The following is a 13,443-nucleotide window of genomic DNA, read 5'->3' on the forward strand; positions in this document are numbered from 1 at the left end:
TGCCGGTCAGGGGCGTCCGGGAGGCGACGCGCGCCGTGCCTTCCGCCGCGCGTCGCCGCGCGGAGACCGGGGTGACGGGCCGCCGGCGCCTCGCGGTGCGTGAAGGTCGAGATAGGGATGCGACGGGCCCCAGACCCGCCGCACGTCCTGGGCGAGGCGTTCGGCCTCGATACGGCTCATCTCGCGCCGGGCCATGACCTCGTCGCCGCCGCAACGCCGCAGCACCCGGCGCCAGATCCGCAGCGCCGAGCGCGGCGACCACGGCATTGCCGCCTCGGCCAGCCACTGGCGCAGCGGCGCGGGCAGGCGGTCGAATTCGGCAAGCGGATCGCGCCCCGAGGGTCCGAGCAGGGACGAGCCCGCGGCGTTCGGGCCGGCACGGCGTCGCACGGGCCGAACGAGCGTCCGGGCCAACCGGGTGAGGGCGCGGGCGATACGGCGGCGCATTGGCGGCATCCCTCGTGATGCCGCAAGGATAACTCGGCGCGAACGCCCGGCAAGCCGGACCGCCGCCGCTCCCTTTACGACGGGCCGGCAATTTCCTATATCTTTGGTCGGAATTCATGCCGCGAGGCCAACCATGAACGATGCAGCTCAACCGCTCGAGGGAACGCCCCTCATCCAGCCCTCCTCCACGGATCATCCGCTCTACGATCAGGTGGTCGAGGCATGCCGGGGCGTTTACGACCCCGAGATCCCGGTCAACATCTTCGATCTCGGGCTGATCTACACGATCGACATCGACGAAGAGAGCGCGGTCCGGATCATCATGACGCTCACCGCGCCGGGCTGCCCGGTGGCGGGCGAGATGCCGGGCTGGGTGGCCGATGCGATCGAACCGGTTCCCGGCGTCAAGCAGGTGGATGTCGAGCTGACCTGGGAGCCGCCCTGGGGCATGGACATGATGAGCGACGAAGCGCGGCTCGAACTCGGCTTCATGTAGGCTTTCCGGGACCGGCCATTGAGCGCGGGGCGGTGAAAGCTTAGGTTCAGCGCATAGGCAATGGAGTTCCCATGTTCGGCATTCCCGGAAAATCCCCGGTCACCCTCACACCAGCCGCGGTGTCGCAAATCGTGCGGCTGATGACACGCGACGGGCGGCACGGCTTGCGTATCGGCGTCAAGAAGGGCGGCTGCGCGGGGATGGAATACACGATGGAGTACGTCGACGAGCCCGATCCCCATGACGAGGTGGTCGAGCAGGACGGCGCCCGCGTGCTCATCGCGCCCATGGCGCAGATGTTCCTCTTCGGCACGGAGATCGACTACGAGACGTCGCTTCTGGAGGCCGGCTTCCGCTTCAACAATCCCAACGTGACGGATGCCTGCGGTTGCGGCGAATCGATCAAGTTCAAGGACGCCGAGGAACTCCGCGCCGAGCAGGAACGGTGAACGCACCCGCGACGGCGGCGCATCCCGCCGCGCACCGTGTCATGACGACCCCGGACATGACGCGCCGCGCCGGCACCGGAATGGGTCCCGCGCCTCTGATCCGCTGACGGTTGCCGCCTTCGTAGGACCGTCGCGCATCCGCGACGCGGGTATCGCCCGCGAGCGTCTGCCCCCCGTCCGGCGCGGCACGTCGGCCGCGCGACGCAAGCGGGGTTGACCTCTCCTTATGCGGGCGAAACATACGATGGGTCAGGAAAAACGAGGGCGGGACATGCGGCGCGGACTGGCGGCGGGGAACTGGAAGATGCACGGAACCGGCGCGGACCTGGCGGAGATCACCGCGCTCGCCGAGGCGTGTCCGTCGCCGGGCTGCGACATCGTGCTCTGCCCGCCCGCCACGCTGCTGGCCCGCGCGGCGGCGCGGGCGGGCAATTCCCTCACGCTTGGCGGGCAGGACTGCCACATCGCGGCCGAGGGGGCGCACACCGGCGACATCTCCGCCGCGATGCTGCGCGACGCCGGCGCGGGCTACGTCATCCTCGGCCACTCCGAACGCCGGTCTGACCACGGCGAAAGCGACGAGACGGTGCGCGCCAAGGCCCGCGCGGCGCATGCGGCCGGGCTCGCCGTGATCCTCTGCGTGGGCGAGCATCTCTCCGAGCGCGAGGCCGCCAACACGCTCGACATCATCGGCGGGCAGCTCGCCGGGTCGATCCCCGACGGCGCCACCGGGCACAATCTCGTCGTGGCCTACGAGCCGGTCTGGGCCATCGGGTCCGGGCGCACACCCTCGCCCGACGAGATCGGCGAGGTGCACGACTTCATCCGCGCCCGCCTCGAGCGCCGCTTCGGCGCGGGCGTCGGCCGCTCGGTGCGGCTGATCTACGGCGGCTCGGTGAAACCCGGGAACGCGGCCCGCATCTTCGGGGTGTCCAACGTCGACGGCGCGCTGGTCGGCGGGGCAAGCCTGCGGGCCGAGAGTTTCCGGCCCATCATCGCGGCGCTGGAGGCCGCGGGATGAAACGCGCGCGGCCTCTCGGCTCCTTCGAGCCCGTGCTTTCGGGCGCGGCGCTCGCGGTGGCTGCGCTCTGCGTGCTGCCGATGCTCGCCGTGGCGCTGGCCGCGGTCATGGGCTCCACCGAGACGCTGGCCCATCTCGCCGACACGGTACTGTGGCGCTACACCGCCACCACGCTCCAGCTCGTCGCGGTCGTGAGCGTAGGCACCGCGGCGATCGGCACAGGGGCCGCGTGGCTCGTGACGATGACGCGCTTTCCCGGCGTCCGGCTGCTGGAGGTCATGCTGGCCCTGCCGCTGGCCTTCCCCGCCTACGTGATGGGCTACGCCTACACCGATTTCCTCGACCACCCCGGCGCGTTGCAGACGCTCCTGCGCGAGGTCACCGGCTGGGGCCCGCGCGACTACTGGTTCCCCGAGGTCCGTTCCACCACGGGCGCGGCGATCATGCTGATCCTCGTGCTCTACCCTTATGTCTACCTGCTCGCGCGGGCGGCCTTCCTGCAGCAATCGGCGACCGCGAACCTGGCCGCGCGCGCGCTCGGGCAGGGCCCCTGGGGCGCCTTCTTCAGGGTATCCCTGCCCATGGCGCGGCCGGCCATCGCGGGCGGCGTGCTGCTCGCCGTCATGGAGACCATCGCGGATTTCGGCACCGTCAGCTATTTCGGCGTCCAGACCTTCGCGGTGGGGATCTACCAGAGCTGGTTCTCCATGGCCGACCGCGCGGCGGCGGCGCAGCTCGCGCTTTGCCTTCTGGTCTTCGCGCTCTTCCTCGCCACGCTCGAGCGGGTCAGCCGGGGGGACGCGCGCCACCATGCCGCCGGGCGGCGCTTCGAGCGGCCGCCGCCGGCCGAGCTTCGGGGCGCGGCGCGCTGGGGCGCCCTGGTGTTCTGCACGCTGCCGGTGCTCTTCGGGTTCCTGCTGCCGGTCACGCTGCTCCTCGAGATGGCGGTCGGCTCGGGGCAGGACCTGCTGTCGGGGCGCTATCTGGCCTTCCTTCGCAATTCCGTGACCCTCGCCGGCATCGCGGCGGTGCTGACCGTGGCGGCCGCGGTCCTTCTGGGGCTCTTCAACCGCCTTCGCCCCGGAAAGATCTCGGCCGGCGCGTCCAACGTCGCCCGGATCGGCTACGCGGTGCCGGGCGGGGTGATCGCGGTGGGCCTGCTCGTGCCCTTCGCGGCTTTCGACAATGCCATCGACGCCTTCATGGAGGCGCGCTTCGGGATCGACACGGGCCTTCTTTTCACCGGCTCCATCTGGCTGCTCGTGGCCGCCTACATGATCCGGTTCATGGCCGCGGCGCTCAACGCCTATGATGGCGGGCAGGCCACGATCCACCCGCACATGGATGCCGTGGCACGGACGCTGGGCGCGACGCCCGCGGGGCTCGTCCGCCGGGTGCACCTGCCGCTTCTGCGCCCCTCGGTGATGACCGCCCTGCTGATCGTCTTCGTGGACGTGATGAAGGAGCTTCCGGCCACGCTCATCATGCGGCCCTTCAACTTCGACACCCTCGCGGTGCAGGCGCACCGGCTGGCCGCGGACGAACGCCTCTCCGGGGCGGCGGTGCCGTCGCTGGTGATCGTGGCGGTCGGGCTGCTGCCCGTCCTCCTCGTCTGCCGGGCCCTGGGGCGGCGCCGCGAAGACGTGCCGCGCGCGACGCCCGCCCCCGTCGCCGAGGCGGCGGAATGATCCGTCCGGGCGGCGCACGCTCCCCCGCGCACGAGAGAAGGCCCCGGCGTTTCCACCGGGGCCTTCCGCCGCATCGTCGCGGGCCGGGAGTTACTTCCAGCCCACCTCGTTGAAGATTTGCTGCGCGGTCGGCACGTTCTTGGCCACCTCGGAGAGGTCCACGTCGTCGGGCTTGAAGAAGCCCAGCTCGGCCACCGAAGGGCTCAGCGCCACGCCCGGCACGGCCGGGTATTCGTCATTGCCCGCCGAGAAGTATTCCTGCGCCTGGTCGCTCGCCAGGTATTCGAGGAAGGCGATGGCGTTCTCGCGGTTCGGCGCGTTCGCGGCCACGCCGCCGCCCGACAGGTTCATGTGCGCGCCGATGTCATTCTGGTTGGGAAAGACCCAGCCGATCATGTCGAGGCTGTCCGAAAGGCCGTCAACGTCCTTCCGGATGGCCCGGGCGAAGTAGTAGGTGTTGGACATCGCGATGTCGCACTCGCCCGAGACGATGCCGCGCAGCTGATCGGTGTCGCCCCCCTGCGGATCACGGGCGAAGTTGCCGACCACGGCCCCGGCCCAGTCTTTCGCGGCGTCCTCGCCAAGGTGCTCGATCAGCGCGGCGAGGATCGTCTGCGAGTAGACGTTGGTGCCCGAACGGATGCACACCATGCCCTCGTATTCGGGGTTGGCTAGATCCTGGTAGGTGCGCGGGGGGTTCTCGACCTCGTTCTTGTCGTAGAAGAGGATGCGCGCCCGCTGGCTGAAACCGAACCATTCGTTCCCCGCATCCTGGAGGTATTCCGGGATCCGCGCCTCGAGCACGTCGGACTCGACCGGTTGAAGAAGGCCCATCTCCTTCGCGCGTTCCAGCCGCGAGGTGTCCACCGTCAGCAGCACGTCGGCCGGCGAGTTTTCGCTCTCGGCCTCCATCCGGGCGAGCAACTCGTCGGCATTGCCCTCGATCCGGTTCACGGTGATGCCCGTCATCTCCTCGAACTCGGAATAGAGCCGCTCGTCGGTGTCGTAATGGCGCGAGGAGTAGAGGTTGACTTCACCGTTGGCGAAAAGCGCGGGCGCCGAGGTGGCGGCGATCAGCGCGGCAAGCGCGCCGGTCAGGGCGGGCTTCGGAAACTTGGTCATGGGATGCTCCCTTCTTGGCGTTCGCGTCGTGATATCCGACACAAATACTCGGATACCGGATGACGCGAACAGGTCAACAGTTTTCCGATCCTTTCTGTCGACTTTCTTGATCCCCTTGCGCTTTGTCTGTCCCATCCGCGATGCAGGGTCATGGACCGTTTCCGCCAATCCCCCACCGATCCCGCCTTCGTTCAGGACCCCTACCCGGCCTATGCCGCCGCGCGCAGGCGCGGGCCGGTCCACTGGTGGGACGCGTACGCGATGCCGGCCGCCTTCGATTTCGCGACGGTGGACGCGGTGCTCCGCGACCGGCGATTCGGCCGCGAGACACCGCGGGAACTGGCGGAGGCGCCGCCCGCGCATCTCGTGCCGTTTTACGCGATCGAGGACCACTCCATGCTGGAGCTCGAGCCGCCCCGGCACACGCGGCTGCGAAAACTCGTGCTGCGCGCCTTCACCACCCGGCGGATCGCCGCGCTCGCGCCCGAGATCGAGGCGCTCTGCCATGACCTGATCGACGGTTTCCCCGAGGGCGCGTTCGACCTGCTGCCTGCCTACTGCGAAAGGCTTCCGGTGATCGTCATCGCGCGGCTTCTCGGTGTGCCCGAAGCGATGGCACCCCAGCTTCTCGCCTGGTCGCACGCCATGGTGGCGATGTATCAGGCCCGCCGCGACCGCGCCGCGGAGGAGTCTGCGGCGCAAGCCGCGGGCGAGTTCGCCGATTTCCTGCGCCGCCATGCCGAAGCGCGCCGCGCGCGTCCGGCCGACGACCTCATCTCCCATCTCGTCGCCGCCGAGGACGCGGGCGACACGCTTTCCACCGAAGAGCTGATCGCCACCTGCGTGCTGCTGCTGAACGCCGGGCACGAGGCCACCGTCCACACGCTGGGCAACGGCGTGAAGGCGATCCTCGAGCACGCGGCACAGGACGCGCTCGCGCCCGACCGGGTCGAGGGAACCGTCGAGGAAATCCTGCGATTCGACCCGCCGCTGCACATGTTCACGCGCTGGGCCTACGAGGATGCGGAGATCGCCGGCCACCGTTTCGCCCGGGGCGACCGGATCGCGCTCCTGCTCGGCGCGGCCAACCGCGACCCCGCCCGCTGGCACGCGCCGGAGCGCTTCGACCCCGCGCGCCCCGTCCGGCCCAACGCCGCCTTCGGCGCGGGGCTTCATTTCTGCGTGGGCGCGCCGCTTGCGCGGCTCGAGCTTCGGATCGGGCTGGCCACGCTCTTCGCGCGCTGTCCGAAGCTTCGGCTCGCCGCGCCGCCGCGCTACGCGGATCTCTACCACTTCCACGGGCTGGAGCGGCTTACGGTCCGGCGATGACCGGCCGCGCCGTCAGATCGGCAGCGCGGTCGTGGCCTTGATCTCTTCCATGGACAGCAGCGCGGTGACGTTGTGCACCTTCACCCGGGCGATGAGCGACTGGTAGAACGCGTCGTAGGCGCGCGCATTCCTCACCCTGACCTTCAGGATGTAATCCACGTCGCCCGCAAGGCGGTGCGCCTCCTGCACCTCGGGCCGCTCGCGCAGCGCCTGAAGGAACTCCGCCTGCCACTCCGCCTCGTGCTCGGAGGTGCGGATCAGAACGAAGAAACAGGCCTCGAACCCCAGCGCCTCGGCGTCCAGGACGACGGTCTGCCGGCCCACGACCCCGGCCTCGCGCATCTTGCGGATGCGGTTCCAGACCGGCGTCTTGGACGAGCCGACGGCGCGCGCGATCTCCTCCAGAGACTGCCCGGCATCCTCTTGAAGTTGCCGCAGGATCCTCATGTCAAGCTCGTCGAGCCGTGACGCCATCCCTGATCTCCCCACCGCTCTGGAAATTTTCCCAGTGTTCAACATAGCGGACATCGCCCCGGCCTCCAGCGACGCGTGCGAAAAACTCCGAAGCTGCCGCGACCGGCCGCCGCCATCCCCTTTTCCTGACATGAATCAATGTCTAGACAGGGGTGCAGGTTTAAGCCCTTGGACATGACAGTGACCGACCCCAGCCCCGCGACCCCGGCCCAGACGGGCCCAGCCCCCGCCCTGCCAGATGCGGCCACAGTGACCGACGTGACCCACTGGACGGACCGGTTGTTCTCGTTCCGGGTGGAGCGGCCGAAAAGCCTGCGCTTCCGGTCGGGGGAATTCGTGATGATCGGCCTGCTGAAGGACGACGGCAAGCCGCTCCTGCGCGCCTATTCCATCGCGAGCCCGGCCTGGGCCGACGAGCTCGAGTTCTACTCGATCAAGGTGCAGGACGGGCCGCTCACCTCGCGACTGCAGCACATCCAGCCGGGCGACCAGATCATCCTGCGTCCGAAACCCGTGGGCACGCTCGTGCACGACGCGCTGCTGCCCGGCAAGCGGATCTGGTTCTTTTCCACCGGCACCGGGCTCGCGCCCTTCGCCTCGCTCATCCGCGACCCGCAGACCTACGAGGATTACGACCAGGTCATCCTGACCCATACCTGCCGCGAGGTGGCGGAGCTGGAATACGGGCGCCGGCTGGTCGAGAGCCTCTCGGAGGATCCGCTCATCGGCGAGATGGTGGGCGGGAAGCTCGCCTACTACCCCACGACCACGCGCGAGGAGAGCGCGAAGATGGGCCGAATCACCACACTGATGGAAGACGGCACGCTGTTTTCGGATCTTGGCGTGGCGGATTTCGGCCCCGAAACGGATCGCGCGATGGTCTGCGGATCGTTGGGCTTCAACAGCGACATGAAGGCGCTGCTGGAACGGGCGGGCCTGCGCGAAGGCGCGAATTCCGAGCCCGCGGAGTATGTCGTCGAGAAAGCCTTCGTCGGCTGAGGCGGCAGGCCCGCACGGCGGCGGGCCCGGCCTTCGCCCGGCTCAGAGGCCGAGCGCTTCGCGCACGCGCTCGAGCGCGGATTGCAGCAGCTCCGGATCGCCCTGCGCCTCGCGGACCACCAGTTTCAGCGTGGTCTTTTCCATCTCGCCCAGCGACGAATTGTCGATGATCTCTTCCACACGGTCGTAGTCGAAATCCTCGGCGGTCAGCGCGTCCGGCACCTCGCCCGCCTCCGTCGCGGCCTCGGACGCGGTGTCGGCGGCGTCCTCGGCCGCCGTGCCCTCCGGCGTCGTCTCTTCCGTGGCGGTGTCGGCTGCGTCCTCGGCGGCCGCGCTTTCAGCGGTGTCCGCGGCGGTATCTGCGGCTTCCCCGTCCGCTCCGACGGCCTCTTCGACCGCGCCTTCCACGGTTTCCGCGGCATCCTCGGCCGTCTCGGTCGCGGTCTCCACGGCGTCCTCGGCCGCTTCGGTGGCGGTCTGCGCCGTATCCTCGGCGGTCTCGGTCGTGGTCTCCATCGCCTCTCCGGCCGTGTCGGCCGCGCTCTCCGCGGCGTCCTGTACGGCCTCGACGGCAGCGCCCGCGGCCTGCTCGGCCTGCTCGAGAACGGTCCCGGCCTCTTCCGCGGCCTCGGAGGTTGCATCCTCCACGGCCTCGGCCACATCGGACGGCTCCTCGGCCGTCAGGAAGAAGTATCCGCCGATGGCGACGGCCGCGGCGATCAGTATCAGGATCAGGTTTCGCATTGGGGCATCCTCCTTGCGCGACCGCCGCGAACCGGCCGGTCACATCGCATGACATCGTGCGCCGGGACGTCCGGCGCAAGTAAAAGCCTTCCCGAACGGCGTTTTGCAGCCGACTCCACGCTTGAATCGGACCGGAGCCGCGTTTAACTTGCCGCTTCGCAATCCTGTCACCGCCGAAGGAACAAAACCATAGCCCGAAGACCTCATAACGCGCCGCCGACGCGCGACACCGGACCCCGCGTGAACGACCGTATCCGTGCGCCCGAAATCCGCCTGATCGGCGCCGATGGCGAGAATGTCGGCGTGGTGACGCCCAGCCGGGGGCTTGAACTGGCCGAACAGGTCGGTCTCGACCTGGTCGAGATCTCGCCGAACGCCAATCCCCCGGTCTGCAAGATTATGGATTTCGGCAAGTTCAAGTACGAGCAGCAGAAGCGCGAGGCCGAAGCCAAGAAGAAGCAGAAGGTCATCGAGGTCAAGGAAGTCAAGTTCCGGCCCAACACCGACATTCACGACTACGCCGTCAAGATGCGCAACGTGGTCAAGTTCCTGGAAAAAGGGGACAAGGTGAAGGTGACGCTGCGCTTCCGCGGCCGTGAAATGGCGCACCAGAACCTCGGGCGGGAACTCCTCGAACGCGTCGCGGAGGACGTCAAGGAGATCGGCAAGGTCGAGAACATGCCGAAGATGGAGGGCCGGCAGATGATCATGATGATCGGCCCCGTGAGCCGGTGAACGATGGCGCCTCCTCGCGGTGGGAGGCGCGTTTCAGCACGCCCGATTACCTTTTCGGAACCGATCCCGCGGCCTTCCTCCTCGATCATGCCCATCTGCTGACACCGGGCGCCAGCGCGCTTTCCGTCGCCGACGGCGAGGGGCGCAACTCGGTGTTCATGGCCGGCCGCGGGCTGCACGTGACAGCGATGGAATACGCGCCGTCGGCCATCGCCAAGGCGCGCCGCCTGGCCCGGGACCGGGGCGTGACGGTCGATTTCGTGGAGGCCGACGTGCTTTCCGAAGATTGGGGCGGCCCCTACGACATCGTCGTGGCGATCTTCGTCCAGTTCGCGGGTCCGGAGGATCGCGCGCGGCTCTTCGCGAAGATGCGGGAGGCCACGCGCGCCGACGGCCTGCTGCTGCTGCACGGTTACACGCCCGATCAGATCGGGCGCGGCACGGGCGGCCCGCCCGACCCCGAGAACATGTACACCGAGGACATGCTCGCACGGGCGTTCGTGGGGTGGGAGATCCTGGAGAACCGCGCCCATGAAAGGGACATCCGCGAGGGCGCGGGCCACGCCGGCCTCTCCGCCCTGATCGATTTCGTCGCCCGGAAACCGCGCTGACGGCCCGCCTTTCCGGGCCGGCTTTTCGCAAGCAATGGGCGTGAAGGCCGCCTTCGCGGCGGACAGCCTTCGACCCTGTTCAGAACCGCGCGTCCAGGAACGCGCCCAGCGCCTCCCAGCTGCCCCGGTCGGCCTCCATGTCGTAGTCGTTCGAGCCCCAGACCGTGAACGAATGCCGCGCGCCGCCGAAGACGCGTGCCTCGTGCGGCACGCCGGCCTCCTGAAGCTCGTCGAGCAGTGCGGCGAGGTCGGTCATGCCCGACACCGGGTCGGCGGAGCCATGCAGGATCAGGACCGGCGCGTCCTGCCCCGCGTAGCCCTGGCCCTCGGGCGTGCCGAGCCCGCCGTGGAAGCTGACGAAGCCCACCGCGTCGGTCCCCGCCCGCGCCATCTCGAGCGTTCCGGCGCCGCCGAAGCAGTAGCCCATCACGACCACCGCCTCGCTGGCCCCGGGCTGCGCGCGCGCGGCCTCGAGCCCTGCGGCGAGNGTCGAGCAGTGCGGCGAGGTCGGTCATGCCCGACACCGGGTCGGCGGAGCCATGCAGGATCAGGACCGGCGCGTCCTGCCCCGCGTAGCCCTGGCCCTCGGGCGTGCCGAGCCCGCCGTGGAAGCTGACGAAGCCCACCGCGTCGGTCCCCGCCCGCGCCATCTCGAGCGTTCCGGCGCCGCCGAAGCAGTAGCCCATCACGACCACCGCCTCGCTGGCCCCGGGCTGCGCGCGCGCGGCCTCGAGCCCTGCGGCGAGACGTTCGCGGAAAGTCTCCCGGTCGCCGTACATCGCCCCCGAGAGGGCGCGGTATTCGTCGACGGACTGCGGGTCCGTGTCCTTGCCGTAGACATCGAGCGCAAAGGCGGCGTAGCCCTCTGCGGCCAGCATCTCGGCGCGGCGCTCCTCGTAGTCGGTCATGCCGTTCCAGTCGTGGATGATGAGAACCGTGCCGCGGGCCTCCTCGAGATCGGTGTTGCGCGCGTAGTAGCCCTCCAGAGTGGTGTCGCCGGCGGTGTACTCCACGTATTGGCCCTCGATCCCGGCATCCGCGGTCCCCGCAGCGGCGCAAAGCGCCGCGGCGGTCAGCAGGCCCGTCATCTTCGTCGCTGTCATGGCATGTCTCCCTGTCATGGTGATGAGTGCGTCGGTTGCCGCGCACCCTCCTTTTCCCTGCGCGCCCGGGCCGCACGCGGCTGCGGACGGGTGGGAATTTCCTTCAGCAGCCCGCCGACGCCCATCCGGGCGATGTCGTCGGCCGTGACCTCGATTCCGCAGGCCACCCGCGCCAGCACCCAGTCCGCGCCATTGAGCGCGGGGCTGCGCGCGCAGCCCGGCAGGCCGATCACCGGACGCCCGCCCTGGCGGCCGAGAAAGAGCAGGTTGCCGGGGTCGACGGGCATGCCGAAGCGGTCCACCCGGCCCCCGGCGGCGCGCACGGCCTCGGGGGCCACGTCCCGCGGATCCGAGGTGGCGGATCCGGTCAGGATCAGCACCAGATCGCCCGGCGCCTCCGCCACCGCGCGGGCGATGGCGCCCGTTTCGTGCGGCACCAGGACCGGCGCCTCCATGGCGATCCCCAGCGCGTCGAGACGTCCCTGCACCGCGGGCACGCCCTTCTCGCCCGCGCCTCCGGCGATCTCGCTCACCACCAGCGCGGCGCGCGAGATCGCGGGCCGCGCGAGCCGGATCGCGCCCTGCGCGGCCTCGCAGGCTTCCGCCACGCGCGCACCATCCACGCCGTAGGAAATGATCTTCACCGTCCCGACCATGCCACCCGGCGCCATCTGCTGGAAAGGCGGCACGGTGGCGAGCGTGATCATCGGGTCCACGCGGTTGACGGCCGTGAGCCGCGCCTCGTCCATGGCCACGACCCCCGGGTGATCGGCGATCAGGTTGACCCGTCCGGTGAACGGATCGGTCAGGCGCAGGCCCGCGGCCCCGGGATCGGGCACCAGCGCGCGGGCAAGCGCCAGCGCCGCCTCGTTCTCGGCCATGTCGCCGGGATCGAGCCGCGCCACCGTCACCCGCTCCGCGCCTTCGGCGCGGAGCGCGGCCAGATCCTCTGCGGACAGGACGCGGCCCTTCGCGAGCTTGCCGGACGAAAGGCGCACCGAATGGGCCAGCATGGCCCCCTCGGCCTCGTCGAGCGGCACCGCCCCGAACCTCATGCCCCCTGCCTCAGGACGCGCGTCATCTCGGCCAGGATCGCGACGGCGATCTCGGCCGGGCCCGCGGCGCCGATGTCGAGGCCGACCGGCGCGTGGATGCGCGCGATCTCATCTTGCGAAAAACCGGCCTCGGCCAGCCGCGCCACGCGCTTGGCATGCGTCCGGGTCGAGCCCAGGGCACCGATGTAGAACACGTCCGAGCGCAGCGCGCGTGCCAGTGCCGGGTCGTCGAGCTTCGGGTCGTGGGTCAGCAGAACGAGCGCGGTGCGCTGGTCGAGGCCGATCGCGTCCACGGCGTCGTCGGGCCAGTCGTGCAGGAGGCGTTCGCCGGGAAAACGCGCCTCCGAGGCGAACGCCTCGCGCGGGTCCACGAGGACGGGATCGTATCCGGCGATACGGGCCATGGGCACTAGGGCCTGCGCGATGTGCACAGCGCCCACCACGACGAGGCGCAGGGGCGGGTTGTGAATGGCAACGAAGGTGCGCGCGTCCTCGACACCGGAGCGATCCATGCGGAAGCGTTCGGCGAAGCCCTCGGTGGTCAGGCGGCGCGTCCCGCCCTCCAGATCGACGACATAGGCGACGGGGCGCCGCGCCGCGCGGTGATCCACGAGTTCGGTGAGCATCGCCTCGGGCAGCACGCGGCCCACGGGCTCGACCAGGACGCGGATCGTCCCGCCGCAGGCGAGGCCGNGGAAGCGTTCGGCGAAGCCCTCGGTGGTCAGGCGGCGCGTCCCGCCCTCCAGATCGACGACATAGGCGACGGGGCGCCGCGCCGCGCGGTGATCCACGAGTTCGGTGAGCATCGCCTCGGGCAGCACGCGGCCCACGGGCTCGACCAGGACGCGGATCGTCCCGCCGCAGGCGAGGCCGACGGCGAAGGCATCCGCGTCCGAGACGCCGAACTCGAGAAGGCGGGCCTGGCCTTCCTCGATCGCCTCGAGCGCCTCGGCGACCACCGCGCCCTCGACGCAGCCGCCCGAGACCGAGCCCTCGATCGCGCCCTCGCCCGAGACGGCGAGCTGCGCGCCGACGCGCCGGGGCGCGCTGCCCCAGGTCTCGACCACGGTCGCGAGCGCCGCGCCGCGCCCCTCGCGATGCCAGGCGAGCGCGGTCTCCGGGATGTGGTCGAAACGGTCCATCGGCATCTCTCGTCACGGATCCTGTCGT

The 13,443-nt window shown here is 70.0% G+C and carries 15 protein-coding genes and 1 pseudogene; 8 read left to right on the top strand and 8 right to left on the bottom strand.

Translation table 11 applies throughout. The annotated features are described in order from the left end of the window. Nucleotides 1-6: 6 nt before the first annotated feature. Nucleotides 7-447 (bottom strand): DUF6525 family protein, encoded by a 441-nt coding sequence (locus AB6A66_RS11990; RefSeq protein ID WP_371036895.1) that lies wholly within the window; start codon nt 445-447, stop codon nt 7-9. Between the two features lie 133 nt (nt 448-580). Between AB6A66_RS11990 and AB6A66_RS11995 the strand changes: the two genes are divergently transcribed. From AB6A66_RS11995 to AB6A66_RS12010, 4 genes are all read left to right on the top strand, one after another. Beyond that, nucleotides 581-943, top strand: coding sequence for an SUF system Fe-S cluster assembly protein (locus AB6A66_RS11995; RefSeq protein WP_371036896.1), 363 nt, complete (start codon nt 581-583; stop codon nt 941-943). A gap of 71 nt (nt 944-1,014) precedes the next feature. Then, nucleotides 1,015-1,392: a HesB/IscA family protein gene (locus AB6A66_RS12000; RefSeq protein WP_371036897.1), complete on the top strand. Its 378-nt coding sequence runs from the start codon at nt 1,015-1,017 to the stop codon at nt 1,390-1,392. 271 nt (nt 1,393-1,663) lie between these two features. Then, nucleotides 1,664-2,413, top strand: coding sequence for a triose-phosphate isomerase (tpiA, locus tag AB6A66_RS12005; protein WP_371056081.1), 750 nt, complete (start codon nt 1,664-1,666; stop codon nt 2,411-2,413). After that, nucleotides 2,410-4,101, top strand: a complete 1,692-nt coding sequence (locus AB6A66_RS12010) for an ABC transporter permease (RefSeq protein ID WP_371056082.1) — start codon at nt 2,410-2,412, stop codon at nt 4,099-4,101. The genes tpiA and AB6A66_RS12010 overlap by 4 nt, the downstream gene beginning before the upstream one ends. A 90-nt stretch (nt 4,102-4,191) precedes the next feature. Here the strand turns inward: AB6A66_RS12010 and AB6A66_RS12015 are convergent, their stop codons facing one another. Next, on the bottom strand, nt 4,192-5,223 hold the full coding sequence (locus tag AB6A66_RS12015; RefSeq protein ID WP_371056083.1) for an extracellular solute-binding protein: 1,032 nt from the start codon (nt 5,221-5,223) through the stop codon (nt 4,192-4,194). Nucleotides 5,224-5,373: 150 nt separating this feature from the next. Here AB6A66_RS12015 and AB6A66_RS12020 point away from each other — a divergent pair, with 150 nt between their 5' ends. Continuing rightward, nucleotides 5,374-6,552: a cytochrome P450 gene (locus tag AB6A66_RS12020; protein ID WP_371056084.1), complete on the top strand. Its 1,179-nt coding sequence runs from the start codon at nt 5,374-5,376 to the stop codon at nt 6,550-6,552. A 12-nt stretch (nt 6,553-6,564) separates the two neighbouring features. On the opposite strand, the gene AB6A66_RS12025 is transcribed toward AB6A66_RS12020, so the two are convergent. Next, a complete protein-coding gene (locus AB6A66_RS12025; RefSeq protein ID WP_371036902.1) occupies nt 6,565-7,026 on the bottom strand; it encodes an Lrp/AsnC family transcriptional regulator in 462 nt (153 codons plus the stop codon). A 174-nt stretch (nt 7,027-7,200) separates the two neighbouring features. Here AB6A66_RS12025 and AB6A66_RS12030 point away from each other — a divergent pair, with 174 nt between their 5' ends. Continuing rightward, the gene (locus AB6A66_RS12030) at nt 7,201-8,025 is read left to right on the top strand and encodes a ferredoxin--NADP reductase (RefSeq protein WP_371056085.1); all 825 of its coding nucleotides are present in this window, start codon (nt 7,201-7,203) and stop codon (nt 8,023-8,025) included. Nucleotides 8,026-8,067: 42 nt separating this feature from the next. On the opposite strand, the gene AB6A66_RS12035 is transcribed toward AB6A66_RS12030, so the two are convergent. Beyond that, entirely contained in the window at nt 8,068-8,769 is a 702-nt protein-coding gene (locus AB6A66_RS12035) for a translation initiation factor 3 (protein ID WP_371056086.1), read from the bottom strand. Between the two features lie 189 nt (nt 8,770-8,958). Between AB6A66_RS12035 and infC the strand changes: the two genes are divergently transcribed. Both infC and AB6A66_RS12045 read left to right on the top strand, forming a co-directional pair. Beyond that, complete coding sequence (gene infC, locus AB6A66_RS12040) at nt 8,959-9,504, top strand: translation initiation factor IF-3 (RefSeq protein WP_371056141.1); 546 nt, start codon at nt 8,959-8,961, stop codon at nt 9,502-9,504. Beyond that, a complete protein-coding gene (locus AB6A66_RS12045) occupies nt 9,501-10,115 on the top strand; it encodes a cyclopropane-fatty-acyl-phospholipid synthase family protein (RefSeq protein WP_371056087.1) in 615 nt (204 codons plus the stop codon). Before infC ends, AB6A66_RS12045 begins: the two co-directional genes overlap by 4 nt. Before the next feature lie 79 nt (nt 10,116-10,194). Here AB6A66_RS12045 and AB6A66_RS12050 read toward each other — a convergent pair whose 3' ends face one another. From AB6A66_RS12050 to AB6A66_RS12065, 4 genes and pseudogenes are all read right to left on the bottom strand, one after another. Further along, nucleotides 10,195-10,542: a dienelactone hydrolase family protein gene (locus AB6A66_RS12050; RefSeq protein WP_371056088.1), complete on the bottom strand. Its 348-nt coding sequence runs from the start codon at nt 10,540-10,542 to the stop codon at nt 10,195-10,197. Nucleotides 10,543-10,630: 88 nt separating this feature from the next. Next, nucleotides 10,631-11,236 (bottom strand): annotated as a pseudogene (locus AB6A66_RS12055) (dienelactone hydrolase family protein); the annotation flags it as partial. Beyond that, the gene (locus AB6A66_RS12060; RefSeq protein ID WP_371056089.1) at nt 11,233-12,273 is read right to left on the bottom strand and encodes a molybdopterin-binding protein; all 1,041 of its coding nucleotides are present in this window, start codon (nt 12,271-12,273) and stop codon (nt 11,233-11,235) included. The gene AB6A66_RS12060 and the pseudogene AB6A66_RS12055, both read right to left, overlap by 4 nt. Continuing rightward, entirely contained in the window at nt 12,270-13,415 is a 1,146-nt protein-coding gene (locus AB6A66_RS12065) for an XdhC family protein (protein ID WP_371056091.1), read from the bottom strand. Before AB6A66_RS12065 ends, AB6A66_RS12060 begins: the two co-directional genes overlap by 4 nt. Between the last annotated feature and the right edge of the window lie 28 nt (nt 13,416-13,443).

The sequence above is a fragment of the Rhodosalinus sp. K401 genome (genome assembly GCF_041365735.1).
Classification (GTDB): Bacteria; Pseudomonadota; Alphaproteobacteria; order Rhodobacterales; family Rhodobacteraceae; genus Rhodosalinus.

Bases quoted from the DNA above. Each gene is read 5' to 3' on its own strand.
- AB6A66_RS11990 (WP_371036895.1), bottom strand. From the start codon at position 447: ATGCGCCGCCGTATCGCCCGCGCCCTCACCCGGTTGGCCCGGACGCTC.
- AB6A66_RS11995 (WP_371036896.1), top strand. From the start codon at position 581: ATGAACGATGCAGCTCAACCGCTCGAGGGAACGCCCCTCATCCAGCCC.
- AB6A66_RS12000 (WP_371036897.1), top strand. From the start codon at position 1,015: ATGTTCGGCATTCCCGGAAAATCCCCGGTCACCCTCACACCAGCCGCG.
- tpiA (WP_371056081.1), top strand. From the start codon at position 1,664: ATGCGGCGCGGACTGGCGGCGGGGAACTGGAAGATGCACGGAACCGGC.
- AB6A66_RS12010 (WP_371056082.1), top strand. From the start codon at position 2,410: ATGAAACGCGCGCGGCCTCTCGGCTCCTTCGAGCCCGTGCTTTCGGGC.
- AB6A66_RS12015 (WP_371056083.1), bottom strand. From the start codon at position 5,223: ATGACCAAGTTTCCGAAGCCCGCCCTGACCGGCGCGCTTGCCGCGCTG.
- AB6A66_RS12020 (WP_371056084.1), top strand. From the start codon at position 5,374: ATGGACCGTTTCCGCCAATCCCCCACCGATCCCGCCTTCGTTCAGGAC.
- AB6A66_RS12025 (WP_371036902.1), bottom strand. From the start codon at position 7,026: ATGGCGTCACGGCTCGACGAGCTTGACATGAGGATCCTGCGGCAACTT.
- AB6A66_RS12030 (WP_371056085.1), top strand. From the start codon at position 7,201: ATGACAGTGACCGACCCCAGCCCCGCGACCCCGGCCCAGACGGGCCCA.
- AB6A66_RS12035 (WP_371056086.1), bottom strand. From the start codon at position 8,769: ATGCGAAACCTGATCCTGATACTGATCGCCGCGGCCGTCGCCATCGGC.
- AB6A66_RS12050 (WP_371056088.1), bottom strand. From the start codon at position 10,542: ATGGGCTACTGCTTCGGCGGCGCCGGAACGCTCGAGATGGCGCGGGCG.
- AB6A66_RS12060 (WP_371056089.1), bottom strand. From the start codon at position 12,273: ATGAGGTTCGGGGCGGTGCCGCTCGACGAGGCCGAGGGGGCCATGCTG.